Here is a 25,175-nt window from a genome sequence, read left to right as displayed (position 1 = left end):
GGCGTAACGCGGTTTAGAAGAAGCCCAGCGGGTTGATGTCGTAGCTCACCAGCAGGTTCTTGGTCTGCTGATAATGATCGAGCATCATCTTGTGGGTTTCACGGCCTACGCCGGATTTCTTGTAGCCGCCAAAAGCGGCGTGCGCCGGGTACAGGTGGTAGCAGTTGGTCCACACCCGGCCCGCCTTGATCCCACGGCCCATGCGGTAGGCGCGGTTGATGTCGCGGGTCCACACGCCGGCGCCCAGGCCGAATTCGGTGTCGTTGGCAATCGCCAGCGCTTCGGCTTCGTCCTTGAAGGTGGTGACGCTGACCACCGGGCCGAAGATCTCTTCCTGGAACACGCGCATCTTGTTGTTGCCCTTGAGCAGGGTCGGCTGGATGTAATAGCCGGTGGACAGGTCGCCTTCGAGTTTTTCCACCTTGCCGCCGGTGAGCAGCTCGGCACCTTCTTCCTGGGCGATGTCCAGGTACGAGAGGATCTTCTCGAACTGTTGCTGCGAGGCCTGGGCGCCGACCATGGTGTCGGTGTCCAGCGGGTCGCCACGCTTGATCTTCTTGACCTTGTTCAGCACCGCTTCCATGAACTGCGGGTAGATCGACTCCTGCACCAGCGCCCGCGATGGGCAGGTGCACACTTCGCCCTGGTTGAAGAACGCCAGGACCATGCCTTCTGCAGCCTTGTCGATGAAGCTCGGCTCGGCCTGCATGATGTCTTCGAAGTAGATGTTCGGCGACTTGCCACCCAGCTCGACGGTGGACGGGATGATGTTTTCGGCTGCGCATTTCATGATGTGCGAGCCGACTGGGGTGGAGCCGGTGAAGGCGATCTTGGCGATGCGCTTGCTGGTGGCCAGGGCCTCGCCCGCTTCACGGCCATAACCCTGCACCACGTTGAGCACGCCCGGCGGCAGTAGGTCGCCGATCAACTCGACCAGCACGGTGATGCCCAGTGGGGTCTGCTCGGCCGGCTTGAGCACCACGCAGTTGCCGGCGGCCAGCGCCGGGGCGAGTTTCCAGGCGGCCATCAGGATCGGGAAGTTCCACGGAATGATCTGCCCGACCACGCCCAGCGGTTCGTGGATGTGATAGGCCACGGTGCCTTCGTTGATCTCGGCGGCGCCGCCTTCCTGGGCGCGGATGCAACCAGCGAAGTAGCGGAAATGGTCAACAGCTAGCGGGATGTCGGCGTTGAGGGTTTCACGCACCGGCTTGCCGTTGTCCCAGGTTTCGGTGATGGCCAGCAGTTCGAGGTTCTGCTCGATGCGGTCGGCAATTTTCAGCAGGACGTTGGAGCGGTCCTGCACCGAGGTGCGGCCCCAGGCGTCGGCTGCGGCGTGCGCGGCGTCCAGCGCCTTGTCGATGTCTTCGGCAGTGGAGCGGGGGAATTCGGCGATCAGCTTGCCGTTCACCGGAGATGTGTTTTCGAAATATTGCCCTTTGACCGGAGCTACGAACTCGCCACCGATGAAGTTCCCGTAACGGCTCTTGAAGCTGACCTTGGAGCCTTGGGTACCGGGATGTGCGTAACGCATGGTGTCTCTCCTGGCTATTGTGTTTGTTGGGGAGTTGGAAAGCGTAGAGCAAAGCTTGGGCCACTGCCGGGCGCTCCTTGTGAATCAAGGAGTTACTGCGCTCCTTGCACTATCGTTGAGCCCCTGTGTACCCGCTATGGCACAGGCGCAGTGACAGTTTGTACCGCTAATGACACGCTGCGTGACCTGTGGGTCAGTGCGCCATTGCAAAGCCTTGCTGGGTGGAGGATGCTGGCCCTGAGTCTCTATCTGCGGAGCACAACAACAAATGCAGAGCAATGCGTTCAGCCGCCATGCCCATCAAGTCCTGACAGTTGCCCGTGGCGAGGGCAGCGGACCTGCCAGCGACCCTTCGATCGCCCGTTCCTGGCTGCGTTGCCTGGAGGACTATCACCTCGACCCTGACCGTGGCCAGGCGCCGGTGGTGCTCGAACACGGGCGCCTGCTGGAAACTCGCGAACGCCTGCGCCAGGTGTTGCAGATTGCTGGCACCGAAATGAATAGCCTGCACCAGCAGCTATCGGGCGCGGGGCACGCGGTATTGCTGACCGACGCCCGCGGGGTGATCCTCAATTGCGTCACCGCGCCTACCGAACGGCGTATTTTCGAGCGCGCCGGGCTGTGGTTGGGCGCCGACTGGAGCGAGGCCAGCGAGGGCACCAACGGCATTGGCACCTGCCTGGTCGAGCGGCAGGCGCTGACCATCCATCAAAACGAACATTTTCGTGGCCGCCACACCGGGCTGACCTGCTCGGCGAGCCCGGTGTTCGACCCGCATGGCGAGCTGCTGGCGGTACTCGACGTGTCTTCGGCGCGGCCCGATGTCTCGCGCCAGAGCCAGTTCCATACCATGGCGCTGGTCAACCTCTCGGCGAAGATGATCGAGAGCTGTTACTTCCTGCGCCATTTCGAGCATCAGTGGCTGCTGCGTTTCCATTTGCAGGCCGAATCGGTAGGGCTGTTCAGCGAAGGCTTGCTGGCATTCGATGGCGAAGGGCGGATCAGTGCGGTCAACCAGAGTGCGTTGAATCTGCTCGGCACTATTCGTGGTGGAGTGCTGGGCAAGCCTGTGGATATGTTTTTTGCCTGCAGCCATGACGATTTGCTCTGCCGTGCCACGCCGCAGGGCAGCGCAGTCTGGCCACTGCATACCCGCGACGGCCGCCAGGTGTTCGCCAGCCTGCGTGGCCAGGCCCGCACAGCAGCTTGGGCGGTGCCAGCGGCGATGCCGCTGCAAACGGCCGAGGCGCAGGCGCAGATCTGTCTACTCGATCCGGCTCTTAAAGCTGATTTCAGCCGCGCCGTTCGCGTGTTCGAGCGTGACGTGCCGCTGCTGCTGCGCGGCGAGACTGGATGCGGCAAGGAGGCGTTCGCCCAGGCTGTGCACCAGGCTAGCCAGCGTCGGCACAAACCTTTTGTGGCCATCAACTGCGCTTCGCTGCCAGAGAGCCTGATCGAGAGCGAGTTGTTCGGTTATCGCGGTGGCAGTTTCACCGGTGCGCGCAAGGAAGGCATGCGCGGCAAACTGCTGCAGGCCGATGGCGGTACGTTGTTGCTCGATGAAATCGGCGATATGCCGCTGGCGTTGCAGACGCGACTGCTCAGGGTGCTGGAGGATCGCCAGGTGGTGCCGATTGGTGGTGAGGCGCAGGCGGTGGATGTGCGGATCATCAGCGCTACCCACCGCAACCTCTTGCAGCGGGTGGAGCAGGGCAGCTTCCGCGAAGACTTGTACTACCGGCTAAACGGTCTGGAAGTGGCGTTGCCGGCGGTACGTGAGCGCAGTGACAAAGCGCCGCTGCTGGACTTTCTGTTGCGCCAGGAAGCCGAAGGGCAGCACATCGAGATCGAGCCACAGGCGCGCCAGGCGCTGCTGGCATTCGCCTGGCCGGGTAACGTGCGGCAACTGCGCAATGTGCTGCGCACGCTGGTGGCGCTGTGCGACAACCAGCGCATTACCTATGGCGATTTGCCTGTGCTGGTGCGATCTAATACGGATTGCGTGGGAGCGGGCTTGCCCCGCGATAGCGACATGGGTCAGTTCGCTGGTGTCTGCGCCGGCGCTATCGCGGGGCAAGCCCGCTCCCACGTTGATCTACCTCCACACGCTGATCTACCTCTGCACGCCGATCTACCTTTACGCGCCGATCTTCCTCTAGAGGATGCTGAGCGCAGTGTCTTGTTGGCTGTGCTGGAACAAAACCGCTGGCACCTGACCAACGTCGCCAGCCACCTGGGCATCAGCCGCAATACCTTGTATCGAAAACTTCGCAAACACGGCATCGCCAGGGGCGGCTGAACGAAACAGCGGGTGCGATTTCGCTCGCCCTGGGCTACCCTGCCTCGACGTTTTGCGAGGTCGATCATGCACATTCATATTCTTGGTATTTGCGGCACTTTCATGGGTTCCCTGGCGGTCCTGGCCAAGGAGCTGGGCCATCGGGTCACCGGCTCCGATGCCAACGTCTATCCGCCAATGAGCACGCAGCTCCAGGCCCAGGGCATCGAGCTGACCCAGGGCTACGACCCTGCCCAACTGGAACCGGCGCCGGATCTGGTGGTGATCGGCAATGCCATGTCGCGCGGCAACCCTGCGGTCGAATATGTCCTGAACAAGGGCCTGCCGTACGTTTCCGGCCCGCAGTGGCTGGCCGACCATGTGCTGCAGGGGCGCTGGGTGCTGGCGGTGGCCGGTACTCATGGCAAGACCACGACCAGCAGCATGCTGGCCTGGGTGCTGGAGCATGCCGGCATGAGTCCGGGCTTCCTGATCGGCGGCGTGCCGCAGAACTTCTCGGTGTCGGCGCGCCTGGGCGACACGCCGTTCTTCGTGGTCGAGGCCGATGAATACGACAGCGCCTTCTTCGACAAGCGTTCGAAGTTCGTGCACTACCACCCGCGTACTGCGATTCTCAATAACCTTGAGTTCGATCATGCGGACATCTTCCCGGATCTGGCATCTATCGAGCGGCAGTTCCATCACTTGGTGCGGACCATTCCAAGCGAAGGCCTGGTCATCCATCCGACCACTGAGCAAGCCCTGGAGCGGGTGATCGGCATGGGTTGCTGGACGCCGGTGCAAACCACGGGTGAAGGCGGCCAGTGGCAAGCGCGCCTGCTCAGTGCCGATGGCTCGCACTTCGAAGTGCTGTTCGACGGGGTTGCCCAAGGCATCGTGAAGTGGGAGATGACCGGACAGCATAACGTCGCCAACGCCTTGGCTACCTTGGCCGCTGCGCGCCACGTCGGCGTGGTACCGGCGATGGCGATTGACGGCCTGAGCGCCTTCAAGAGCGTCAAGCGGCGGATGGAAAAGGTCGCCGAAGTACAGGGCGTGACTATCTACGATGATTTCGCCCACCACCCGACCGCCATTGCCACCACCCTCGACGGCCTGCGCAAGCGGGTGGGCGAAGCGCCAGTGATTGCAGTGATCGAGCCGCGCTCCAACTCGATGAAGTTGGGCGCTCACCGCGACGGCTTGCCGGAAAGCGTCAACGACGCCGACCAGGTCATCTGGTACGCCCCGGCCAACCTCGGCTGGGACCTGGCAGCCACTGCCGCCCAGTGCAAGGTGCCGTCCGTGGTTGCCGACAGCCTGGAAGCGATCATCGAGCGGGTCAAAGGCCAGGCACGACCGGGCACCCACGTGGTGATCATGAGTAACGGCGGCTTCGGCGGCCTGCACGGCAAACTGGCCGAGGCGTTGCAGTGATGAGCGGGCCGGAACGCATCACCCTGGCCATGACCGGCGCCTCCGGAGCGCAGTACGGCCTGCGCCTGCTCGACTGCCTGGTGCGCGAGGACCGAGAGGTGCACTTCCTCATCTCCAAGGCCGCGCAGCTGGTGATGGCCACCGAGACCGACGTGCTGCTGCCAGCCAAGCCCCAGGCGATGCAGGCCTTCCTCACCGAATACACCGGCGCCGCCGATGGGCAGATCCGCGTGTACGGCAAGGAAGACTGGATGTCGCCGGTGGCCTCCGGCTCCGGAGCACCAGCGGCGATGGTGGTGGTGCCGTGCTCGACGGGGACGTTGTCGGCGATCGCTACAGGTGCCTGCAACAACCTGATCGAACGCGCTGCCGACGTCACCCTGAAAGAGCGTCGCCAGTTGATTCTGGTGCCGCGTGAGGCGCCGTTCTCCACCATTCACCTGGAGAACATGCTCAAGCTGTCGCAGATGGGCGCGGTGATCCTACCGGCGGCGCCTGGCTTCTATCACCAGCCGCAGACCATCGATGACCTGGTCGATTTCGTTGTCGCGCGGATTCTCAATCTGCTGAACATCCCGCAAGACATGCTGCCGCGTTGGGGCGAGCATCATTATGGGGTCGATGATTGAGGCGGGCGTTGCTGGGGGTGCTGGTGCTGGCCCAGCTGGGTGGTTGCGCCACGGTGCGTACGCTGGATGCCAGCAAGCCGGGGGCGCCCTTGGTGTATGCCGGGATGCGGCTGGATTGGTATGTCATGAACGGCGGCTGTTGCCCGCTGGATAGGTTTGGCGCCGAGGCGCCGGCTTATCCGCGGTTGGATCTACCGGGGAGCCTGTTGCTCGATACCTTGCTGCTGCCTTTGTCAGTGTTGACGGCGCTTGGGGTGAGCTTCAACGCTACTGGTGGTCTGTGAGAGTGTTGGGGCCGCAACGCGGCCCTTCGCGGCGGTTCGGCGCCCCGACAAGCCCGCTCCCACAGGGACGGCGCCGCTCTGAAGATGGGCGCGGTCCCTGTGGGAGCGGGCTTGCCCGCGAAGGCCGCAACGCGGCCCCAGGATCTTAATCACTTCCGACCAAGCCTGCGCAGCTCATCCGATTCCACAACCCGAATGCCGTCTTCCTCCTCCAGCGCCAGCCGCCATAGCGCACGTGCCAGGGTGCACGCCTCGATCCCGCGGTATTTGCCCGGCATGAACTTGGAGAACGGCGCCGCCAAGCGCTCGCCCAGGCGCGGCTCGATCCGCTCGCCAAGCAACAGTGACGGCCGCACGATGGTCAGCTGTGGCCAGTCCTGGGCCTTGAGCGCTTCTTCCATCTCGCCCTTGACCCGGTTATAGAAGATCGACGACTTGGCATCGGCGCCAATCGCGCTGACCACCAGCAGGTGCCGCGCGCCCATCTCCCGGGCACGCTTGCTGAAGGCCACGACCATGTCCAGATCCACCGCGCGGAAGGCCGACTCCGAGCCTGCCTGCTTGAGGGTAGTACCCAGGCAACAGAACGCGATATCGACGCGTCCGCCCAGTTGCGGGAGAAACACCGCCGGGTCACCCACTGGGTTTTCCAGATGCGGGTGCTCGGCCAGGGGCCGGCGTGTTGGCGCCAGCACCCGGCTGATGGTCGGTTCGTTGAGCAGGCGGTCGAGCAGGTGTTCACCGGTTAGACCGGTGGCTCCGGCAAGCAGGACATGCTGAGGCGTCAAGTACATGATGTCTCTCCCTTGTTACACACAGCTTAGTGGCTGGCAGGGTTTTTTTCCTGCGCCGGGTTGGCTGTCTGAGCTTCATTGCGCAAGGCTTGCTCGGCCTGTTGCCGGCGTAGGCGCTGCCAGTGCGAGAGCACGGCGGGCGGCGCCCACAGCTGCGGTTCCGAGGCTTCGAAGCCTTCCCTTGCTTCCCGTTCGGCAACGCTGGCGCGCGCCAGTTCAAACGCCTGTTTCAAGTCGTCGGTCTGGTTCAGCGCTTCAGCGAACAGGGCATCGCCGAAATAGGTGAAGTCGGCTTCTTCCGAGCAACCGAATGACACCCGGTCGGGGCGCGCGGCGGTCATGATCAAGGTCCGGTCGTCCTTGAGCGGGGCGATATAGCCCCCTGAATAGCAGGCGGAGATGACGATGACTTTGTCGCGATCTTTTAACGGCGCCAATGAACTGGCCAGTTCGTCGGCGGACAGGTCCGCCAGTTGCAGGCGCGGCTGGTCGAGCACCAGTTGATGGTCGTGGCTGCCATGGCTGGTCAGATAGACGAACACCAGGTCTTCCGGACCGCTGCGCTCGGCCAGGGTCTTGGCGGCGCGGGAGAGGTTCTCGCGGGTGGCCATGGGGCGGTCGGTCAGGTGATCGCGGTGGTTGACCAGGGTGATCTGGCCATGGGCGCCAAAGCGTACCTTGAGCATGTTGCTGACGTAGTCGGCCTCGCGCAGGAATACGCTCTGCTGGCCATCGCCAGCGACCACCAGGCTGTAGAGCTGGATCGGCGGCTTGGAGTGCGGGACCTTGGCCAGGGCGTCTGCGAGCAGTTTGCCTTGATTGAGCAGGGCCAGGTCCAGCGGGTCGGGCAACAGCTTGCCTTTTTCGTCACGCACCCGCACACCCTTGACCCAGTAGCCGCTCTCGACCCGGCCGTTGGCCTGGGTCAGCCGGCCATGGCCCTGGTAAGCGTCATCGACGAAACCGCCAAGGTATTGGCTGCCGTCAGCCAGGTGCAGGTGGCCTTGGCCATTGAAGCGCCATTGGCGAAAGCCGCCCTTGTAACGGCTGCCATCGCTGCCAAGCAGTTCGCCTTCGCCATCGAGCGAGCCGTCCTTGAATTCGCCGATCCACACGTCGCCGTCGACGTTCTCGTAGCGGCCGCGGCCTTCCAGGCGGTTGTCCTTGAACTCTCCGATGTACTGCTCGCCCTCGACGCTGTCGTAGGTGCCGCTGCCTTGCAACTGGCCATCGATGAAGCGGCCGCTGAACTGATTGCCACTGGCATCACTGCGCACCCCGGCGCCATTGGGTTTGCCCTTGGCGAACAGGCCCTGATAGCGGCTGCCATCGGCCAACTCCAGTTCACCAGCACCGTGGTACTGGTCGTCCTTGAATTGGCCGCGATAGACCTGATCGTTCTGCTTGAGGGTGCCTTCGCCATCGCGCCGGCCGTGCTTGAAGGTGCCGGCGTAGTGGCTGCCGGGGGTGGTCAGGTCGCCCAGACCATCGAACAGGCCGCCAGCGAACTGCCCGCGGTAGACCTCCCCATTGCTGCCGTGCCATTCACCTTGGCCATGCCATTGGCCATTGTTGAAGGTGCCGGCGTACCAGCTGCCGTTGGGGTAGTCGATGCGGCCTTCGCCCTGCAGCAGGCCGTTGACCACTTCACCGCGATAGCGGCCACCATCGGGCAGGCGCGCGTCCGGCGGCGACAGTGGTTCGCCTTCGCCACAAGCGGCGAGCAACAAGGTCAGGGCAAGGGGCAGCAGAGGACGCATGGCGGATTCCGGGCGATAGATCTACCGAGTATGCCGCAGAATGTGTTGGCACAGACAGCGCTGGCGAGCCAGGGAATGCGTGGGGCTGACGCAGCCTGCGATGGGCTGCACAGCAGCCCCCAAGGCATCCAGTCGCTAAAGCGAGGGCAATACACCCTCGTTTACAGGCTTCGTCAGCGCCTACAGATCAGTGCAAGGAAGGATCAGACGAAGCACAACGATAACGGCTCAGCGATATACGCTGGTTTCTCCTCGCCTTCGATCTCCAGGGTGGCGGTAGCCTTGAGCAGCCACTGCCCCGGCTTCTTCTCGGTGGCATCGGTCAGCTCGACTTTGAGCCGAACCTGGCTATCGACCTTCACCGGCTGGATGAAGCGCACGCTGTCCAGGCCATAGTTGACCACCATCTTCAGTCCTTCAGGCAGGACCAGGATGTCTTCCATCAACTTGGGAATCAACGACAGGGTGAGGAAACCATGGGCGATGGTGGCGCCGAAGGGGGTCTTGCTGGCTTTTTCAGGGTCGACATGGATGAACTGGAAGTCGCCGGTAGCCTCGGCGAACAGGTTGATGCGCTGCTGATCGATTTTCAGCCATTCGGAACGTCCCAGTTCCTTTCCAACGTACTGCGAAAGCTCTGCAACAGGTACATAGGGCATCGTGACTCTCCGGATTGTCATTGCTGTTCGGGTGGTACGAAAGTCCAAGATCAGCACGTCGCGCGGTTGCGGTCAAGTTGCCATGTTTTCGGCGAATATCGGCTTATAGGTGCAACCAACGCGTGCTTATAATGGCCGCCATGCCCGAAGGAGATGCTTATGCTGTTGCGTGGTTTGACCTGGCTGGTGTTGTTCCAACTGCTGGGTACGGCAATCAACCATCTGTTTGTGCCCATTCTGCCTGGGCCGATCATTGGCCTGCTGCTGTTGCTGGTGTTCCTGATGATTCGCGGCGAGGTCGGCAAGCCGCTGAACGAGGCCGCTTCCAGTCTGCTGCGCTACTTGCCGCTGTTGCTGGTACCCCCGGCGGTAGGGGTGATGGTGTATGCCAATGACATTGCCGCAGACTTTTGGGCCATCGTCGGTGCGCTGGTGCTGTCGTGCCTGGCCACCCTGGTATTCGTCGGCGTGTTGATGCAAAAGCTCATCCATCGCCAAGGCAAACGCGAGGAGCAACCATGACCGTCGACTGGCACGGCGCGCTCAACGCGGTGATCCATCATCCATTGTTTGGCATCGGCATCACCTTGGGGGCCTACCAGATCGTGCTGGCAGGCTATGAGAAAACCCGCTGGATCTTCCTGCAGCCGGTGCTGGTGTCGATGCTGCTGGTGATCGGCGTGTTGGTCTCCTGTGGTATCGACTATGCCGAGTACCGCAAAAGCACCGAGATCATGAATATCCTCCTCGGCCCGGCCACGGTGGCCTTGGCGGTGCCGCTCTACCTGAACCTGCGGCGCATTCGCCAGCTGTTCTGGCCGACATTTACTACGCTGGTAATCGGAGGCCTGTTCGCCACCCTGGCGTGCCTGTTGCTGGGTTGGTGGTTCGGTGCCGAGCACATGATCCTGATGACCATGGCGCCAAAGTCGGTGACCTCGCCGATTGCCATGCTGGTGGCCGAACAAATCGGTGGCGTGGCCGCGCTGGCGGCGGTGTTCGTGTTGATTACCGGGGTGATCGGGGCGATTTTCGGTCCGGCGCTGCTGACCCGCTTTGGCGTACTCAGCCCAGAGGCGCGGGGCATGTCGCTGGGCGTGACCGCGCACGCGGTGGGCACTTCGGTGGCCTTGCAGGAAAGTGACGAATGCGGCGCCTTCGCCGCGTTGGCGATGAGCCTGATGGGTGTGGCCACGGCGGTGTTCCTGCCGTTGGCGGTTAGCCTGGTGGCCTGAGGATTTGTGATGACGCTACCGCTGTTTCCGCTCAATACCGTGCTGTTTCCCGGTTGCATGCTCGACTTGCAGATATTCGAGGCGCGCTACCTGGACATGATCGGCCGCTGCATGAAACAAGGCAGCGGTTTTGGCGTGGTATGCATCCTGGAGGGCGAGCAGGTTGGCAAGGCGCCGCCGGTGGTGGCTTCGATTGGCTGTGAGGCGCTGATTCGCGACTTCACCCAGCAGGACAACGGCTTGCTGGGGATCCGCGTCGAGGGCGTGCGGCGCTTCGAGGTGATCCAGACCGAGGTGCAGAAGGACCAATTGCTGCTGGGCGAGGTGCACTGGCTAGCGGACGGCACGGACAGCGAATTGACCGAGCATGAGGATGATTTGCTCGCGCTGCTGCTGGCCCTGGGTGAGCACCCGATGGTCGAGGCACTGGATATGCCTCGGCCGGTCGACGGCCAGCTGTCGTTGGCCAATCAGCTGGCGTACCTGCTGCCGTTCATGGAAGAGGACAAGTTGGATTTGCTGACGATCGATTCGCCGCAGGAGCGTTTGGCGGCAATTCAGAACCTGCTCGAGCGGATTCAGGGCGAGTTGTTTGCCTGATAGGTCGTTTACCTGTACGGCTCCTTTCACATCCTTGGCGTGGGAGCGGGCTTGCCCCGCGATGAGGCCGGCCCTGACTCACTCAATACTGATAACGCAGCAAAGCCTGCGGCAACGCATGTAAGGCAAAGAACGCCAACAACGCCACGCACGCCGGCAACACCAGCCACCAAACCCGCTGGCCCAAGGCGTTCAGCGGCTGGCGATACTGCACCAGGGTCAGGCTCACAGCGCACACACAGCACGCCAGCAGTGCACCGGCGAGAATGTCGGTCGGCCAATGCGCGCCCAGGTACACCCGCGACAGCGCAATCGACAGCGCCGGCAGACAGCCAAGCAGCACCCAGGTCAGCCGCATCCGCGGCGGTTGGCCACGTCCGGCTAAAATGGCCATCACCAAGAAGAACGCAAACGACGCCGAACTATGTCCGCTGGGCATGCTGTAGCTGGTCAGCGGGTCGGTCAGCACTTCAGGTCGTGCCCGCGCAAACAACCACTTCAACGTGCCATTAGCCAGCGCAGTACCCATCAACGCACTACCGGCAAACAGCGCATGACGCCATTGCCGTGCCAACAGCAGTAAACCGGTCAGCAGCGCGCCAAGGAACAGCTGGGTACGGAAGTCGCCCAGACGGGTAACCAGCACCACCACACCATCCACGGCCTGGCTGCGATGCTCCTGTACCAGGGTCATTACGCCCTGGTCGAACTCGTGCAGATAAGGCCAGCCGATGAACAACCCGGCCAGCGCCAGGAAGCTCAGGGCGGCGATCAAGCGGGTGCCATGGCGCTGGTCGCGGATGCTGCTATTGAGGCTTAGGCCGATCAGTACCGCCAGTGTCCCGGCGATCAGCCCGGCATCGAGCCAGAAGCCTTCGGGCAAGGGCAGGCGCATGGCCGCGCCCGTGGCCCAGCCGGGCAGCAGGTAGGCCACCGACCAACCGGCGCCAGCCACCATGCTGACGGCGATAAAGCGCGGCAGGGGCATGTCGAACATGCCCGCGACCATCGGTAGCATTGGCCGCAGTGGGCCAATGAAGCGCCCGACCAGCAAGCTGGCGATTCCGTAGCGCTGGAAGTAGGTCTCGGCGCTGCCGATCCATTCCGGGTGATGGCGGATCAGTGGTAGGCGGCGGATGTTCTGGTGGAAGTACTTGCCGATGCTGTAGGACAGCGCATCGCCGAGCAGCCCGCCGGCAAAGCCCAGCAGCAGGGTTTCACCGAGGGTGAAGGCGCCACTACCGGCGAGCACCGCGACCGCAAACAGCAGCACTGTGCCCGGTACGATGATGCCGGCGATGGCCAGGCATTCGATGCATGCCACCAGAAAGATTGCCAGGCCAAGCCACTGCGGGTTGGCGCTGAGCCAGCCGGTCAGGCTGTCGAGCCATTGGCCCATGAGTCAGCTTCCTTGTTCCAGAATGAAGTAGTCCCGGCCTTCGACTTGGCCCCGACGCAGCGGGTTCCGTGTGCAAAAGCGGGCAAATTGAGCATCGACGAAACGGTACGGCAGGTGTTCGTCGCGCCCGTGCGGGATGCCCAGGCGCGTGCATTGGATGATCTGCGGCACACTGATGGCGCAGTCTTCGACATAGAGGCGATCCGGGTCGAAGCGCTTGGCGTCCCAGTGCGGCACTTTCAGGCCAAGCGCGCGGCAGAGCAAGGTCTGCCCGGCGCATAGGCGCTCGTCTGGGCGGATGTTGCCGTTGGCGTCAGGGTTGTTCAGCTGCATCTGCGCCAGGCTGTTGGCATCGGAGAGGGCGTCCAGCCACGGGTAGGCGGACTTGATCAACACGGCGTTGCCGGGGCCGTGGGCGCTGAAATTGAGTGAATCCCCGCCACGGGCGTAATACATGTAGATGTGCCCGCCATCGAGAAACAGCGCCTTGCGTTTTTCGGTGAAGCCGAGCGAGGCGTGGCTGCCTTTGTCGCTCAGGTAGTAGGCCTCGGTCTCGATGATCCGCGCGGCCAGCCAGAGATTGCCGTGGCGATGGCGAATGACCTTGCCCAGCAAAGCCTTGGCCAAGGTCTGGGCATCACGGTCGAAAAAGCTGTCGGGCAGGGCACGTGCCGGGCAGGGGGCTGGGTCGGGCATGCTGATCGTTCGTGGTTGAGTGGCGCGGATCATAGCAATTAATCGCTTAATCGAGGCTGAACTGAGCGACTGCGTGGTATCAGTGATCACCTCATCGCGGGGCAAGCCCGCTCCCACGCAGACTGTGAGAATCCCCGTGGGAGCGGGCTTGTCCCGCGATAGCGTCGGTTCGGACAAGGAAATTTCTGATAAGGCCCGTTACATCTTTCCTACCCATTACCCTCGCCATCTTCTACCATCCGCCACCCGCCGCTGGGCGTATAGGGGCGTGCCAGTTATAATCAGCCGATTTCCCCTTTCGCCAAGACACCGAGCCCATGACTGAGTCCGTTCTTGACTACATGACCCGCCTGGGTCGCGCCGCCCGCGAGGCCTCTCGCGTGATCGCCCGCGCCAGCACCGCGCAGAAGAACCGCGCCCTGCAGGCCGCCGCCGACGCGCTGGACGCTGCCCGCAGCGAGCTGACCGCAGCCAATGAACAGGACCTGGCCGCTGGCCGTGCCAATGGCCTTGAGCCAGCTTTGCTCGACCGCCTGGCCCTGACCCCGGCGCGCATCGACGGCATGATCACTGGCCTGCGCCAGGTTGCCAGCTTGCCGGACCCAGTCGGCGCCATCCGTGACATGAGCTACCGCCCGTCGGGGATCCAGGTGGGCAAAATGCGCGTACCGCTTGGGGTGATCGGCATCATCTATGAGTCGCGCCCGAACGTGACCATCGACGCCGCCAGCCTGTGCCTCAAGTCAGGCAACGCCACCATCCTGCGTGGCGGCTCCGAGGCGATTCATTCCAACCGCGCCATCGCCACCTGCATCCAGCGTGGCCTGGCTGCCGCCGGCCTGCCGGCAGCGGTCGTGCAAGTGGTCGAGACCATCGATCGCGAGGCCGTCGGCGCGCTGATCAGCATGCCGGAGTTCGTCGATGTCATCGTCCCGCGCGGCGGCCGTGGTCTGATCGAGCGCATCAGCCGTGATGCCCGCGTGCCGGTGATCAAGCACCTCGACGGCATCTGCCACGTCTACATCGATCAGCACGCTGATCTGGACAAGGGCTGGCGCGTGGCCTTCAACGCCAAGACCTACCGCTACGGCATCTGTGGCGCAATGGAGACGTTGCTGGTCGATCAAAGCGTGGCCAGCGACTTCCTGCCGGAAATGGCCCGCCGCTTCCAGGACAAGGGCGTCGAGCTGCGCGGCTGTGAGCGTACCCAGGCGATCATCGAGGCCAAGCCTGCCAGTGAAGACGACTGGCACACCGAATACCTCGACGCGATCCTGTCGATTCGTGTGGTCGACGGCCTGGACCAGGCGATCGAGCACATCAACCATTACGGCTCGCACCACACCGATTCGATCATCACCGAACACCAGGGCCAGGCCCGGCGCTTCATGGCTGAGGTCGACTCGGCGTCGGTGATGCTCAATACCCCGACCTGCTTTGCCGACGGCTTCGAATATGGCCTGGGCGCAGAAATCGGCATTTCCACCGACAAGCTGCACGCCCGCGGCCCGGTCGGCCTGGAAGGCCTGACCTGCGAGAAATACGTAGTGATCGGCGATGGTCAACTGCGCGGCCAGGAGTCCTGCTGAGTTGAGCACCGCCCAGCCAGTGCGGCGCGTCGGCATTCTCGGCGGTACCTTCGACCCGGTGCATATCGGCCACTTGCGCAGCGCGCTGGAAGTGGCCGAGTTCATGGGCCTGGACGAGCTGCGCCTGCTGCCCAATGCTCGGCCGCCACACCGCGACACGCCACAGGTGTCGGCGCAGGATCGCCTGGCCATGGTGCAAAGCGCGGTTAGCGGGGTCGAATGCCTGACCGTTGATGCCCGGGAGCTGGCACGCGACAAGCCGTCGTACACCATCGACACCCTGGAATCGATCCGGGCAGAGCTGGCTGACGACGACCAATTGTTCCTGGTGCTGGGTTGGGATGCATTTTGCGGCCTGCCTGGCTGGCATCGCTGGGAAGAGTTGCTGCAACACTGTCACATCCTGGTGCTGCAACGCCCGGATGCGGATATCGAACCCCCTGATGAGCTGCGCAACCTTCTGGCGGCGCGCTCGGAGAGCGATCCCGCCGCCATGTCTGGCCCGGCGGGGCATATTTCGTTCGTCTGGCAGACGCCGCTCGCGGTGTCTGCCACGCAAATCCGACAGCTGCTGGCCAGCGGCAAGTCGGTGCGGTTCCTGGTGCCGGACGCAGTACTGGCCTATATCGAGGCGCACGATCTGTATCGTGCGTCCAACTGACGGCGCCATTGGGCGCCTCATTCAATGAGTTGAACGAGTTTTATATGACCAAGCAAAACATCATCAAGGCCGAAGAACTGGTCGAGCTGGCCAAGGCCGCACTGGAAGACGTCAAGGCCCAGGACATCCAGGTCATCGACGTACGCGAGAAGCACAGCCTGACCGACTACATGATCATCGCCACCGGTACCTCCAACCGCCAGATCAACGCGATGCTGGAAAAGGTTCGCGAACTGGTCAAGGCCAAGGGCGTGCAGCCGCTGGGCGAAGAAGGCAAGGGCGAGAGCGACTGGGTCCTGCTCGACCTCAACGACGTCATCGTGCACATGATGACCGCCGCAGCGCGTCAGTTCTACGACCTGGAGCGCCTGTGGATGGGGGCCGAGCAGAGCCGTGCCGCCGATGGCAAGCACCACAGCTCGGAAACCGGTGCCAACGAGTTCTTCGACAAGCTCACCAAGTAATAAGGAAGCGCCGTGCGTCTGCGATTGATCGCGGTCGGCTCGCGTATGCCCAAGTGGGTCGAGGAAGGCTGGCATGAATATGCCAAGCGCCTCCCTTCTGAGCTGTCGCTGGAGCTGGTGGAAATACCGCTGAACACCCGGGGCAAGAATGCCGACGTCGCTCGCCTGATTCGTCAGGAGGGCGAGGCCATGCTCGCCAAGGTGCAGCCTGGCGAGCGTATCGTCACCCTCGAGGTGCACGGCAAGCCTTGGAGCACCGAGCAGTTGGCGGTCGAACTGGATCGCTGGCGCCTGGATTCGCGCACGGTGAATTTGATGGTGGGTGGGCCGGAGGGCCTGGCGCCGGAGGTGTGCGCGCGTAGCGAACAGCGCTGGTCGCTGTCGCCGCTGACCCTGCCGCATCCGTTGGTAAGGATACTGATCGGCGAACAGATCTACCGCGCCTGGACCGTGTTGTCCGGGCATCCCTACCACAAATGAGCCTGTAAGCCCGCCCGATGTCGCAGCCGATTCGCCTCAAAGACCACGAGAAAGACGCCCGCCTGGTGCGCAACCGCGTCGTGGTCGGCGCTGTGGCGATCATATTGCTGGTGTGTGTACTGATCGCGCGGCTGTATTACCTGCAGATCATTCAGTACGACTACCACTCCACCTTGTCGGAGAACAATCGGGTCCATGTACAGCCGATTCCGCCGACTCGTGGGCTGATTTTCGACCGCAATGGGGTGATCATCGCCGACAACCGACCCAGCTTCAGCTTGACCATGACCCGCGAGCGGGCCGGTAACTCCGGCAAATGGCAGGAAGTGCTGGACGTGATCGTCGAGGTGCTGGAGCTGACTCCGGATGACCGTGCCCTGTTCGAGAAGCGCATGAAGCAGGGGCGCCGACCGTTCGAGCCGGTGCCGATCCTGTTCGAGCTCAGTGAAGAGCAGATCGCCCGGGTGGCGGTGAACCAGTTCCGCTTGCCGGGGGTTGAGGTGGCGGCGCAGCTGGTGCGCCATTACCCGCAAGGTGCGCATTTCGCCCATTCGGTCGGCTATGTCGGGCGGATCAACGAGAAAGAGCTGAAAACCCTCGATCCGGTCAATTACAGCGGCACCCACCACATCGGCAAGACTGGCATCGAGCGCTTCTATGAAGACGCCTTGCACGGTCAGGTCGGTTACGAGGAAGTCGAGACCAACGCGCGCGGTCGTGTCTTGCGGGTGCTTAAGCGTACCGACCCGATTCCTGGCAAGGACATCGTCCTGAGTCTGGACATCAAGCTGCAGGAAGCGGCCGAGCTTGCCCTGGGCGGGCGGCGTGGCGCGGTGGTGGCGTTGGATCCGCGTTCGGGTGAAGTCCTGGCGATGGTCAGCCAGCCGAGCTTCGACCCCAACCTGTTCGTCACCGGTATCGGCTTCAAGGCCTATGCCGAGCTGCGCGACTCGATCGACCGGCCGCTGTTCAACCGTGTCCTGCGCGGCTTGTATCCGCCGGGCTCGACCATTAAGCCTGCGGTGGCGATCGCCGGGCTGGACAGTGGCGTGGTCACCGCCAGCAGCCGGGTCTTCGACCCGGGCTACTACCAGTTGCCCAACTATGACCACAAATACCGTAACTGGAACCGCAGTGGTGATGGCTGGGTCGATCTGGACCTGGCGATCATGCGTTCCAACGACACCTACTTCTACGACTTGGCGCACAAGATGGGCATTGATCGCCTGTCCACTTACATGAACAAGTTCGGCCTCGGCCAGAAAGTCTCGCTGGACATGTTCGAGGAGTCTTCCGGCTTGATGCCGACCCGTGAGTGGAAGCGCGCTACCCGCCGCCAGGCCTGGTTCCCGGGTGAGACGCTGATCCTGGGTATCGGCCAGGGCTACATGCAGACCACGCCCTTGCAGATGGCCCAGGCCACGGCGCTGATCGCCAGCAAAGGCAAATGGTTCCGGCCGCACCTGGCCAAGACCATCGAAGGCCAGCCGCCGGTGGACGAAAACCCGATCGATGACATCATCCTGCGCGACAAGGCCGACTGGACCCGAGTCACCCACGGGATGGAGCAGGTCATGCACAACGCCCGCGGTACTGCTCGCGCCGCCGCCGCTGGCGCCCAGTACCGGATTGCCGGCAAGAGTGGTACCGCCCAGGTGGTGGCGATCAAGCAGGGCGAGAAGTACGACCGCAACAAAGTCCAGGAGCGCCATCGTGACCACGCCTTGTTCGTCGGCTTTGCCCCGGCAGAAGACCCCAAGATCGTGGTCTCGGTGATGATCGAGAACGGCGAAGCCGGTGGCCGTGTGGCCGCCCCCGTGATGCGTCAGGTGATGGATGCCTGGTTGCTCGATGAGAGCGGCCGGCTGAAAACCGAGTTCGCGCCGCCCACCGTCGCCCAGGAAGCGCCGCAATGATGAACAACTTTGATCGCATGCTCTCCAGCGAAGACGTGATGCGTCGGCGCGCCAGCTTCTTGCAGCGCATCCATGTCGACGGCCCGCTGCTGATCATCCTGCTGACCCTCGCCGCTGGCAGCCTGTTCGTGCTCTATTCGGCCAGCGGCAAGAACTGGGACTTGCTGATGAAGCAGGCCACCTCGTTCGGCATTGGTCTGGTGTCGATGTTCATCATCGCCCAGCTCGAACCACGCTTCATGGCCCGTTGGGTGCCGTTGGCATACCTGACCGGGGTGTGTCTGCTGGTGGTGGTCGACGTCATGGGCCACAACGCCATGGGCGCGACCCGCTGGATCAACATCCCGGGGGTGATCCGCTTCCAGCCTTCGGAATTCATGAAGATCATCATGCCGGCAACCTTGGCCTGGTATCTGGCCAAGCGCACCTTGCCGCCGGATCTCAAGCACGTGGCGATCAGTCTGGTGCTGATCGGCGTGCCGTTCATTCTGATCGTCCGCCAGCCTGACCTGGGTACCGCGCTGCTGATCCTCGCCTCGGGCGCGTTCGTGCTGTTCATGGGTGGCCTGCGCTGGCGCTGGATCATCAGCGTGCTGGCCGCCGCGGTGCCGGTGGCAGTGGCGATGTGGTTCTTCGTCATGCACGATTACCAGAAGCAGCGGGTATTGACCTTCCTCGACCCGGAAAGCGACCCGTTGGGCACCGGCTGGAACATCATTCAGTCCAAAGCCGCGATCGGCTCGGGCGGGGTGTTTGGCAAAGGTTGGTTGCTCGGTACCCAGTCGCACCTGGATTTTCTTCCTGAAAGCCACACCGACTTCATCATCGCCGTGCTCGGCGAGGAGTTCGGTCTGGTCGGGATCTGCCTGCTGTTGATCGTCTACCTGCTGCTGATCGGCCGCGGACTGGTGATCACGGCCCAGGCCCAGACCCTGTTCGGCAAGCTGCTGGCGGGTAGCCTGACGATGACCTTCTTTGTATACGTGTTCGTCAATATCGGTATGGTTAGCGGTTTGTTACCCGTAGTGGGGGTGCCGCTGCCCTTCATTAGTTATGGCGGAACTTCGTTGGTGACGCTGCTGTCAGCGTTTGGCGTTCTGATGTCGATCCACACACACCGCAAATGGATCGCGCAGGTTTGAATAAGGTGACCAATTTCATGCAAGCAGTGCGTACCTGGGCTGCCCGTTGTCTGCCGTGGATCGGCGCAATAGGTCTGTTCGGCGCTGTCCAGCAAGCCGATGCCGGCGACTATGACGGCTCGCCACAGGTGGCCGAGTTCGTTGGCGAAATGACCCGCGACTACGGTTTTGCCGGCGAACAACTGATGGGCGTGTTCCGCGAGGTGCAGCGCAAGCAGTCGATCCTCGATGCGATTTCGCGTCCGGCCGAGCGGGTCAAACCGTGGAAAGAATACCGGCCGATGTTCATTACCGACGCGCGCATTGCCCGCGGGGTCGACTTCTGGCGGCAGCACGAGGCCACTTTGGCCCGCGCCGAGCAGGAATATGGGGTACCGGCCCAGGTGATCGTGTCGATCATCGGCGTGGAGACCTTCTTTGGTCGCAACACCGGTAACTACCGGGTGATCGACGCCTTGTCGACCTTGGGCTTCGATTATCCGCCACGGGCCGAATTCTTCCGCAAGGAGCTGCGCGAGTTCCTCCTGCTGGCCCGGGAGGAGCAGCTCGATCCGCTGATGCTCAAGGGCTCCTACGCCGGCGCCATGGGCTTGCCGCAGTTCATGCCGAGCAGTTTTCGCAACTATGCCGTGGACTTCGACGGTGACGGCCACATCAATATCTGGAACAACCCCGATGACGCCATCGGCAGCGTGGCCAGCTACTTCAAGCGCCACGGCTGGGTTGCGGGCGAGGGCGTGGTCAGCCGCGCCCAGGTACGTGGCGAACGGGCCGATGAAGGCCTGACCACGGGTATCGAGCCGGTCAAGACGGTCGGGGAGTTGAAAGCCCTGGGTTGGTCGAGCCATGATGCGCTGCGCGATGATCTGCCGGTGACCGCCTTCAAGCTCGAGGGTGAAAACGGTCCGGAATACTGGATGGGCTTGAAGAACTTCTATGCGATCACGCGGTACAACCGCAGTGTGATGTACGCCATGGCGGTGCATCAGCTCTCGGAACAGCTGGTTCTTGCACGGGGCGTCAAGTAATGCGCGTATTTTCTCTGAATTCCTTCAAGCTGCTGACCTGCATCGCCGTTGGCGTGGTCCTGGCCAGCTGCTCGTCCAGCCGTCCGCCCCAGCAAAGTGGCGGCAACGTGGTTCGTTCGCAACCTGGCCTGGATATCAACCGCGCTCACAAAGACGGCGCGCCGTGGTGGGATGTGGATGTCAACAAGATCCCTGACGCCACGCCAACCGTGCACACCGGCAATTACAAGGCCAACCCATACACGGTGCTGGGCAAGACCTACTACCCGATCCAGGACTCGCGCAACTACCGCGCCGAGGGCACTGCCTCCTGGTACGGCACCAAGTTCCATGGCCAAAACACCGCCAATGGCGAGGTCTATGACCTCTACGGCATGAGCGCAGCGCACAAGACCCTGCCGCTGCCGGCCTACGTGCGGGTGACCAACCTGGACAACCACCGTAGCGTTATCCTGCGGGTCAATGACCGTGGCCCGTTCTATTCGGACCGCATCATCGACCTGTCCTACGCGGCGGCGAAAAAACTTGGTTACGCCGAAACCGGCACCGCGCGGGTGCGCGTCGAGGGGATCGACCCGCAGCAGTGGTGGGCGCAGCGTGGTCAACAGGCGCCGTTGGTGCTCAAGGAGCCGCAAGTGGCCCAGACCCAAGCGCTGCCGGCCAGTACTGGCAAGGTCGAGCAATGGACTCCGCCAGCGCAGCAGCATGCTGCGGCAGTCGTACCGGTGCAGATCGCAAGCAACAGCGCGCCAAGCGCCAATGGCGGCATGTACCTCCAGGTGGGCGCATTCGCCAACCCGGACGCAGCTGAACTGCTGCGCTCCAAACTCAGCACCATGGTCAGCGCCCCGGTGTTCATCAGCTCGATCGTACGTAACCAGCAGACCCTGCACCGCGTACGCCTGGGGCCGATGAGCAGCCAGGGCGAAGTCCAGCAGACCCAGGACAGTGTGCGCATGGCCAATCTTGGTCAGGCCAAGCTGGTGACCGACTAGGGAACTCCTGCGCCAGACGGTGGACTGAAGGGGCACGACGCACTGATTTGCGTCACCCCTTCGTGGGCAAGCCCGCTCCCACAAGGGCAGCGATGACCCTGTGGGAGCGGGCTTGCCCGCGAAGAAGTCGACGCCGACCTGTCTGTTTTGTCATGAATTGCCAGACGCGCCCATGTACAATGGCCGTTTTTTCCCGCAAGGCCCCTGGCCTCGGGTCTGGGCTGCAGCGCAGCTCGCATAACTAGACTGACTAGCCGTTGGGCCTTGCCCACGAAACATCAGACCATTAGCGATTTTCGAGAGACGGATGAACATCACCAACCTTGCCAAACGACTTTGCCTGCCCGTACTGCTGATGATCACGCCTGCTGCCTTCGCAGCGGAGCAGATGATGCCATCGCCACCGCAGTTGGCCGCTAAGTCCTACGTACTCATGGACGCGTCCAGCGGCAACGTGCTGGTCGAAAACAACGGTGACGAGCGCCTGCCGCCAGCCAGCTTGACCAAGCTGATGACTGCCTACATCGCCACCCTCGACATCCGTCGTGGCCAGATCGGCGAAAACGACCCGGTCACCGTCAGCGAAAACGCCTGGCGTACCGGTGGTTCGCGCATGTTCATCAAGGTCGGCACCCAGGTCAGCGTCAGCGACCTGCTGCACGGCATCATCATCCAGTCGGGTAACGACGCGTCGGTGGCCCTGGCCGAGCACATCGCCGGTAGCGAAGATGCCTTCGCCGACATGATGAACAAGACCGCTACCGATCTGGGCATGAGCAACAGCCACTTCATGAACCCGACCGGTCTGCCGAACCCGGAGCACTACTCCTCGGCCCACGACATGGCCCTGCTGGCCCGTGCGATCATCAACGAAGACCCGGCTCACTACGCGATCTACTCGCAGAAAGAGTTCTTCTGGAACAACATCAAGCAGCCTAACCGCAACCTGCTGCTGTGGCGTGACAAGACCGTCGATGGCTTGAAAACCGGCCACACCGACGAAGCCGGCTACTGCATGGTCGCTTCGGCGGTACGTGACGGCCAGCGCCTGATCGCCGTGGTGTTCGGCACCAACAGCGAGCAATCGCGTGCTGCCGAAACCCAGAAGTTGCTGACCTACGGCTTCCGCTTCTTCGAAACCCAGACCTTCTACCAGAAGGGCACCGAGCTGACTCAGGCTCCGGTCTGGAAGGGCGCCACCAACCAAGTCAAGGCGGGCCTGGCCAACGACCTGACCATGACTATGCCTAAAGGCCAATTGAAGCGCCTTCAGGCTTCGATGACCATGAACCCACAACTGACCGCGCCAATCGCCAAAGGTGACGTGATCGGTAAAGTGGAAGTCAAACTGGACGAAAAAGTGGTCCACAGCGCTGACCTCATCGCCCTCGACGGCGTCGAGGAAGGTGGTTTCTTCCGCCGTATGTGGGATAGCATTCGTCTATTCTTCTACGGGTTGTTCAACTGATAACGTGACCTGCCACGCTCCCGCTCACTCCAGCGGGAGCGTCGTTGTTGCCACGGCTTACGAGGCCGTTTCCGCCATGAGCGAACCTGACGTCAAGTCGCACAAGATTGAATTCCCCTGCGCCGATTATCCGATCAAGGTGATTGGCGACACCGTAGTCAATTTCAAGGACACGGTAATCGAAATCCTCAAGAAGCACGCCAAGGTCGACATGGCCACTCTGGCCGAGCGTCAGAGCAAGGAAGGCAAGTACACCACGGTGCAACTGCACATCGTTGCCGAAAGCGAGGACCAGCTGCACGACATCAACAGCGCCCTGCGCGCTACCGGCATCGTGAAAATGGTGCTCTGATGCCCGCTTGTCTCGGTTTTCGCGAGCTTGGCCTGCAGCCCTATGAACCGGTGCTGGAGGCTATGCGTCGTTTTACCGAGCAGCGTGGAGCGCACAGCCAGGACGAAATCTGGCTGGTCGAACACCCCGCGGTCTTCACCCAGGGCCAGGCCGGCAAGGCCGAGCACCTGCTGGTGCCGGGCGACATCCCGGTGGTGCAGACCGATCGCGGCGGCCAGGTGACCTACCATGGCCCCGGGCAGCTGGTGGCCTACCTGTTGCTCGACGTGCGCCGGCTGGGTTTTGGCGTGCGTGAGCTGGTCAGCCGGATCGAGCACAGCCTGATCGATCTGCTCGCCAGCTACGAGGTCGACGCCGCCGCTAAACCCGATGCGCCGGGTGTATATGTCGACGGGGCGAAGATCGCCTCGCTCGGCCTGCGAATCCGCAATGGTCGTTCGTTCCACGGCCTTGCCCTGAACGTGGACATGGACTTAGCGCCATTTCGCCGAATCAACCCCTGCGGGTATGCGGGGCTGGCCATGACCCAGCTACGTGATCTGGCAGGTCCGATCGAACTCACCGAGGTCAGGACAAGGCTGCGCGGACAGCTGGTCAAGCACCTCGACTATGCTGAGCAGACGACCCTCACGGGCGGAATCGACTGAATATGACAATTGTGCAAGAAGCCGTGCCGAACCTGATCCCATCCCAGGATGTCACCCCGCGCCCTGCGCCGAAGAAGGTGGAAGCTGGGGTGAAACTGCGTGGCGCCGACAAGGTGGCGCGTATCCCGGTCAAGATCATCCCCACCGAAGAGCTGCCGAAGAAGCCAGACTGGATCCGCGTGCGCATTCCGGTTTCTCCCGAGGTAGATCGCATCAAGCAACTGCTGCGCAAGCACAAGCTGCACAGCGTCTGCGAAGAGGCCTCCTGCCCGAACCTGGGCGAGTGCTTCTCCGGTGGTACTGCGACCTTCATGATCATGGGCGACATCTGCACCCGTCGCTGCCCGTTCTGCGACGTTGGCCACGGCCGACCGAAGCCACTGGATGTGGATGAGCCGCACAACCTGGCCGTGGCTATCGCCGACCTGCGCCTGAAGTACGTGGTGATCACCTCGGTTGACCGTGACGACCTGCGTGATGGCGGTGCCCAGCACTTTGCCGATTGCATTCGCGAAATCCGCAAGCTGTCGCCAGGTGTGCAGTTGGAAACCCTGGTGCCGGACTACCGTGGACGCATGGACGTGGCGCTGGCGATCACCGCCCAAGAGCCGCCAGATGTGTTCAACCACAACCTTGAGACCGTGCCGCGCCTGTACAAGGCCGCCCGTCCAGGTTCGGACTACGACTGGTCGCTGGACCTGCTGGAGAAGTTCAAGCAGCTGGTGCCGCATGTCCCGACCAAGTCCGGCTTGATGCTGGGCCTGGGCGAGACCGACGAGGAAGTCATCGAAGTGATGCATCGCATGCGTGAGCACAACATCGACATGCTCACCCTCGGTCAGTACCTGCAGCCTTCGCGCAGCCACTTGCCGGTGCAGCGTTTCGTCCATCCAGACACCTTCGCCTGGTTCGCCGAGGAAGGCTACAAGATGGGCTTCAAGAACGTCGCATCCGGGCCACTGGTGCGTTCGTCCTACCATGCTGACCAGCAGGCGCACGAAGCCAAGATCAAGCTCTGAACCTGGCTTGAGTCAAACATGCCGATGCGCGCCGAGAGGCGCCATCGGCATTTTTATTGGGGGATCGTTACCCGCTGGGCAAGGCTGATGCTTTTGCTCATCGTGGCTA

The 25,175-nt window shown here is 62.6% G+C and carries 25 protein-coding genes; 19 read left to right on the top strand and 6 right to left on the bottom strand.

Annotated elements, in window-relative coordinates; all coding sequences use genetic code 11:
• Window positions 1-13: 13 nt before the first annotated feature.
• Window positions 14-1,534: an aldehyde dehydrogenase family protein gene (locus ACI2JX_RS20020; RefSeq protein ID WP_404690842.1), complete on the bottom strand. Its 1,521-nt coding sequence runs from the start codon at window positions 1,532-1,534 to the stop codon at window positions 14-16.
• 268 nt (window positions 1,535-1,802) lie between these two features.
• On the opposite strand from ACI2JX_RS20020, the gene ACI2JX_RS20015 reads away from it, so the two are divergent.
• The 4 genes from ACI2JX_RS20015 (at window position 1,803) to ACI2JX_RS20000 (ending at window position 6,162) form a co-directional block, all read left to right on the top strand.
• The gene (locus tag ACI2JX_RS20015) at window positions 1,803-3,833 is read left to right on the top strand and encodes a sigma-54-dependent Fis family transcriptional regulator (RefSeq protein WP_404690841.1); all 2,031 of its coding nucleotides are present in this window, start codon (window positions 1,803-1,805) and stop codon (window positions 3,831-3,833) included.
• Between the two features lie 66 nt (window positions 3,834-3,899).
• Window positions 3,900-5,249 (top strand): UDP-N-acetylmuramate:L-alanyl-gamma-D-glutamyl-meso-diaminopimelate ligase, encoded by a 1,350-nt coding sequence (mpl, locus tag ACI2JX_RS20010; protein ID WP_264236624.1) that lies wholly within the window; start codon window positions 3,900-3,902, stop codon window positions 5,247-5,249.
• On the top strand, window positions 5,249-5,878 hold the full coding sequence (gene ubiX, locus ACI2JX_RS20005) for a flavin prenyltransferase UbiX (RefSeq protein ID WP_186556651.1): 630 nt from the start codon (window positions 5,249-5,251) through the stop codon (window positions 5,876-5,878). The genes mpl and ubiX overlap by 1 nt, the downstream gene beginning before the upstream one ends.
• Window positions 5,875-6,162 (top strand): YceK/YidQ family lipoprotein, encoded by a 288-nt coding sequence (locus tag ACI2JX_RS20000; protein WP_404690840.1) that lies wholly within the window; start codon window positions 5,875-5,877, stop codon window positions 6,160-6,162. The genes ubiX and ACI2JX_RS20000 overlap by 4 nt, the downstream gene beginning before the upstream one ends.
• A gap of 149 nt (window positions 6,163-6,311) precedes the next feature.
• Here ACI2JX_RS20000 and ACI2JX_RS19995 read toward each other — a convergent pair whose 3' ends face one another.
• From ACI2JX_RS19995 to ACI2JX_RS19985, 3 genes are all read right to left on the bottom strand, one after another.
• The gene (locus tag ACI2JX_RS19995) at window positions 6,312-6,956 is read right to left on the bottom strand and encodes an oxidoreductase (RefSeq protein WP_186556653.1); all 645 of its coding nucleotides are present in this window, start codon (window positions 6,954-6,956) and stop codon (window positions 6,312-6,314) included.
• 26 nt (window positions 6,957-6,982) lie between these two features.
• Entirely contained in the window at window positions 6,983-8,716 is a 1,734-nt protein-coding gene (locus ACI2JX_RS19990) for a C13 family peptidase (RefSeq protein ID WP_368973262.1), read from the bottom strand.
• Between the two features lie 203 nt (window positions 8,717-8,919).
• The gene (locus ACI2JX_RS19985; RefSeq protein ID WP_186556655.1) at window positions 8,920-9,375 is read right to left on the bottom strand and encodes a MaoC family dehydratase; all 456 of its coding nucleotides are present in this window, start codon (window positions 9,373-9,375) and stop codon (window positions 8,920-8,922) included.
• Between the two features lie 159 nt (window positions 9,376-9,534).
• On the opposite strand from ACI2JX_RS19985, the gene ACI2JX_RS19980 reads away from it, so the two are divergent.
• The 3 genes from ACI2JX_RS19980 to ACI2JX_RS19970 are packed head-to-tail and all read left to right on the top strand — an operon-like array spanning window position 9,535 to window position 11,210.
• Window positions 9,535-9,897 carry a CidA/LrgA family protein gene (locus ACI2JX_RS19980; protein WP_368973261.1) on the top strand — a complete coding sequence of 121 codons (363 nt, stop codon included), beginning with the start codon at window positions 9,535-9,537 and terminating at the stop codon, window positions 9,895-9,897.
• Window positions 9,894-10,610: an LrgB family protein gene (locus ACI2JX_RS19975; protein ID WP_404690839.1), complete on the top strand. Its 717-nt coding sequence runs from the start codon at window positions 9,894-9,896 to the stop codon at window positions 10,608-10,610. Before ACI2JX_RS19980 ends, ACI2JX_RS19975 begins: the two co-directional genes overlap by 4 nt.
• A 9-nt stretch (window positions 10,611-10,619) precedes the next feature.
• Complete coding sequence (locus ACI2JX_RS19970) at window positions 10,620-11,210, top strand: LON peptidase substrate-binding domain-containing protein (protein WP_186556658.1); 591 nt, start codon at window positions 10,620-10,622, stop codon at window positions 11,208-11,210.
• 82 nt (window positions 11,211-11,292) lie between these two features.
• Here the strand turns inward: ACI2JX_RS19970 and ACI2JX_RS19965 are convergent, their stop codons facing one another.
• Both ACI2JX_RS19965 and ACI2JX_RS19960 read right to left on the bottom strand, forming a co-directional pair.
• The gene (locus ACI2JX_RS19965) at window positions 11,293-12,609 is read right to left on the bottom strand and encodes a bifunctional DedA family/phosphatase PAP2 family protein (protein WP_264236631.1); all 1,317 of its coding nucleotides are present in this window, start codon (window positions 12,607-12,609) and stop codon (window positions 11,293-11,295) included.
• A 3-nt stretch (window positions 12,610-12,612) separates the two neighbouring features.
• Window positions 12,613-13,305, bottom strand: a complete 693-nt coding sequence (locus ACI2JX_RS19960; RefSeq protein ID WP_264236632.1) for a DNA-3-methyladenine glycosylase — start codon at window positions 13,303-13,305, stop codon at window positions 12,613-12,615.
• 317 nt (window positions 13,306-13,622) lie between these two features.
• On the opposite strand from ACI2JX_RS19960, the gene ACI2JX_RS19955 reads away from it, so the two are divergent.
• From ACI2JX_RS19955 to lipA, 12 genes are all read left to right on the top strand, one after another.
• Window positions 13,623-14,894 (top strand): glutamate-5-semialdehyde dehydrogenase, encoded by a 1,272-nt coding sequence (locus tag ACI2JX_RS19955; protein WP_404690838.1) that lies wholly within the window; start codon window positions 13,623-13,625, stop codon window positions 14,892-14,894.
• On the top strand, window positions 14,863-15,555 hold the full coding sequence (gene nadD, locus ACI2JX_RS19950) for a nicotinate-nucleotide adenylyltransferase (protein ID WP_264236634.1): 693 nt from the start codon (window positions 14,863-14,865) through the stop codon (window positions 15,553-15,555). Before ACI2JX_RS19955 ends, nadD begins: the two co-directional genes overlap by 32 nt.
• A 44-nt stretch (window positions 15,556-15,599) precedes the next feature.
• Window positions 15,600-16,019: a ribosome silencing factor gene (rsfS, locus tag ACI2JX_RS19945; RefSeq protein WP_186556663.1), complete on the top strand. Its 420-nt coding sequence runs from the start codon at window positions 15,600-15,602 to the stop codon at window positions 16,017-16,019.
• 12 nt (window positions 16,020-16,031) lie between these two features.
• Window positions 16,032-16,499, top strand: coding sequence for a 23S rRNA (pseudouridine(1915)-N(3))-methyltransferase RlmH (rlmH, locus tag ACI2JX_RS19940; protein WP_009397919.1), 468 nt, complete (start codon window positions 16,032-16,034; stop codon window positions 16,497-16,499).
• A gap of 17 nt (window positions 16,500-16,516) precedes the next feature.
• The gene (gene mrdA / locus ACI2JX_RS19935; RefSeq protein ID WP_404690837.1) at window positions 16,517-18,415 is read left to right on the top strand and encodes a penicillin-binding protein 2; all 1,899 of its coding nucleotides are present in this window, start codon (window positions 16,517-16,519) and stop codon (window positions 18,413-18,415) included.
• Window positions 18,416-18,453: 38 nt separating this feature from the next.
• On the top strand, window positions 18,454-19,557 hold the full coding sequence (gene rodA / locus ACI2JX_RS19930) for a rod shape-determining protein RodA (RefSeq protein ID WP_264236671.1): 1,104 nt from the start codon (window positions 18,454-18,456) through the stop codon (window positions 19,555-19,557).
• A 17-nt stretch (window positions 19,558-19,574) separates the two neighbouring features.
• Window positions 19,575-20,585: a lytic murein transglycosylase B gene (gene mltB / locus ACI2JX_RS19925; protein WP_404690836.1), complete on the top strand. Its 1,011-nt coding sequence runs from the start codon at window positions 19,575-19,577 to the stop codon at window positions 20,583-20,585.
• On the top strand, window positions 20,585-21,580 hold the full coding sequence (locus tag ACI2JX_RS19920) for a septal ring lytic transglycosylase RlpA family protein (protein ID WP_264236636.1): 996 nt from the start codon (window positions 20,585-20,587) through the stop codon (window positions 21,578-21,580). Before mltB ends, ACI2JX_RS19920 begins: the two co-directional genes overlap by 1 nt.
• Before the next feature lie 307 nt (window positions 21,581-21,887).
• Window positions 21,888-23,048 (top strand): D-alanyl-D-alanine carboxypeptidase family protein, encoded by a 1,161-nt coding sequence (locus tag ACI2JX_RS19915; RefSeq protein ID WP_264236637.1) that lies wholly within the window; start codon window positions 21,888-21,890, stop codon window positions 23,046-23,048.
• A gap of 76 nt (window positions 23,049-23,124) precedes the next feature.
• Window positions 23,125-23,400 carry a DUF493 domain-containing protein gene (locus tag ACI2JX_RS19910; RefSeq protein WP_186556668.1) on the top strand — a complete coding sequence of 92 codons (276 nt, stop codon included), beginning with the start codon at window positions 23,125-23,127 and terminating at the stop codon, window positions 23,398-23,400.
• A complete protein-coding gene (gene lipB, locus ACI2JX_RS19905) occupies window positions 23,400-24,047 on the top strand; it encodes a lipoyl(octanoyl) transferase LipB (protein ID WP_404690835.1) in 648 nt (215 codons plus the stop codon). The genes ACI2JX_RS19910 and lipB overlap by 1 nt, the downstream gene beginning before the upstream one ends.
• A 2-nt stretch (window positions 24,048-24,049) precedes the next feature.
• A complete protein-coding gene (lipA, locus tag ACI2JX_RS19900; protein ID WP_225915626.1) occupies window positions 24,050-25,066 on the top strand; it encodes a lipoyl synthase in 1,017 nt (338 codons plus the stop codon).
• Window positions 25,067-25,175 lie beyond the last annotated feature (109 nt).

This window comes from Pseudomonas sp. NPDC088890 (genome assembly GCF_044900155.1).
Classification (GTDB): domain Bacteria; phylum Pseudomonadota; class Gammaproteobacteria; order Pseudomonadales; family Pseudomonadaceae; genus Aquipseudomonas; species Aquipseudomonas urmiensis.
The sequence above is the reverse complement of the archived record's forward strand: the minus strand, read 5'-3'. Positions and strand labels throughout refer to the sequence as shown.

Bases quoted from the DNA above. Each gene is read 5' to 3' on its own strand.
- ACI2JX_RS20020 (WP_404690842.1), bottom strand. From the start codon at position 1,534: ATGCGTTACGCACATCCCGGTACCCAAGGCTCCAAGGTCAGCTTCAAG.
- ACI2JX_RS20015 (WP_404690841.1), top strand. From the start codon at position 1,803: ATGCAGAGCAATGCGTTCAGCCGCCATGCCCATCAAGTCCTGACAGTT.
- mpl (WP_264236624.1), top strand. From the start codon at position 3,900: ATGCACATTCATATTCTTGGTATTTGCGGCACTTTCATGGGTTCCCTG.
- ubiX (WP_186556651.1), top strand. From the start codon at position 5,249: ATGAGCGGGCCGGAACGCATCACCCTGGCCATGACCGGCGCCTCCGGA.
- ACI2JX_RS19995 (WP_186556653.1), bottom strand. From the start codon at position 6,956: ATGTACTTGACGCCTCAGCATGTCCTGCTTGCCGGAGCCACCGGTCTA.
- ACI2JX_RS19990 (WP_368973262.1), bottom strand. From the start codon at position 8,716: ATGCGTCCTCTGCTGCCCCTTGCCCTGACCTTGTTGCTCGCCGCTTGT.
- ACI2JX_RS19985 (WP_186556655.1), bottom strand. From the start codon at position 9,375: ATGCCCTATGTACCTGTTGCAGAGCTTTCGCAGTACGTTGGAAAGGAA.
- ACI2JX_RS19980 (WP_368973261.1), top strand. From the start codon at position 9,535: ATGCTGTTGCGTGGTTTGACCTGGCTGGTGTTGTTCCAACTGCTGGGT.
- ACI2JX_RS19975 (WP_404690839.1), top strand. From the start codon at position 9,894: ATGACCGTCGACTGGCACGGCGCGCTCAACGCGGTGATCCATCATCCA.
- ACI2JX_RS19970 (WP_186556658.1), top strand. From the start codon at position 10,620: ATGACGCTACCGCTGTTTCCGCTCAATACCGTGCTGTTTCCCGGTTGC.
- ACI2JX_RS19965 (WP_264236631.1), bottom strand. From the start codon at position 12,609: ATGGGCCAATGGCTCGACAGCCTGACCGGCTGGCTCAGCGCCAACCCG.
- ACI2JX_RS19960 (WP_264236632.1), bottom strand. From the start codon at position 13,305: ATGCCCGACCCAGCCCCCTGCCCGGCACGTGCCCTGCCCGACAGCTTT.
- ACI2JX_RS19955 (WP_404690838.1), top strand. From the start codon at position 13,623: ATGACTGAGTCCGTTCTTGACTACATGACCCGCCTGGGTCGCGCCGCC.
- nadD (WP_264236634.1), top strand. From the start codon at position 14,863: ATGGTCAACTGCGCGGCCAGGAGTCCTGCTGAGTTGAGCACCGCCCAG.
- rsfS (WP_186556663.1), top strand. From the start codon at position 15,600: ATGACCAAGCAAAACATCATCAAGGCCGAAGAACTGGTCGAGCTGGCC.
- mrdA (WP_404690837.1), top strand. From the start codon at position 16,517: ATGTCGCAGCCGATTCGCCTCAAAGACCACGAGAAAGACGCCCGCCTG.
- rodA (WP_264236671.1), top strand. From the start codon at position 18,454: ATGCGTCGGCGCGCCAGCTTCTTGCAGCGCATCCATGTCGACGGCCCG.
- mltB (WP_404690836.1), top strand. From the start codon at position 19,575: ATGCAAGCAGTGCGTACCTGGGCTGCCCGTTGTCTGCCGTGGATCGGC.
- ACI2JX_RS19920 (WP_264236636.1), top strand. From the start codon at position 20,585: ATGCGCGTATTTTCTCTGAATTCCTTCAAGCTGCTGACCTGCATCGCC.
- ACI2JX_RS19915 (WP_264236637.1), top strand. From the start codon at position 21,888: ATGAACATCACCAACCTTGCCAAACGACTTTGCCTGCCCGTACTGCTG.
- ACI2JX_RS19910 (WP_186556668.1), top strand. From the start codon at position 23,125: ATGAGCGAACCTGACGTCAAGTCGCACAAGATTGAATTCCCCTGCGCC.
- lipB (WP_404690835.1), top strand. From the start codon at position 23,400: ATGCCCGCTTGTCTCGGTTTTCGCGAGCTTGGCCTGCAGCCCTATGAA.
- lipA (WP_225915626.1), top strand. From the start codon at position 24,050: ATGACAATTGTGCAAGAAGCCGTGCCGAACCTGATCCCATCCCAGGAT.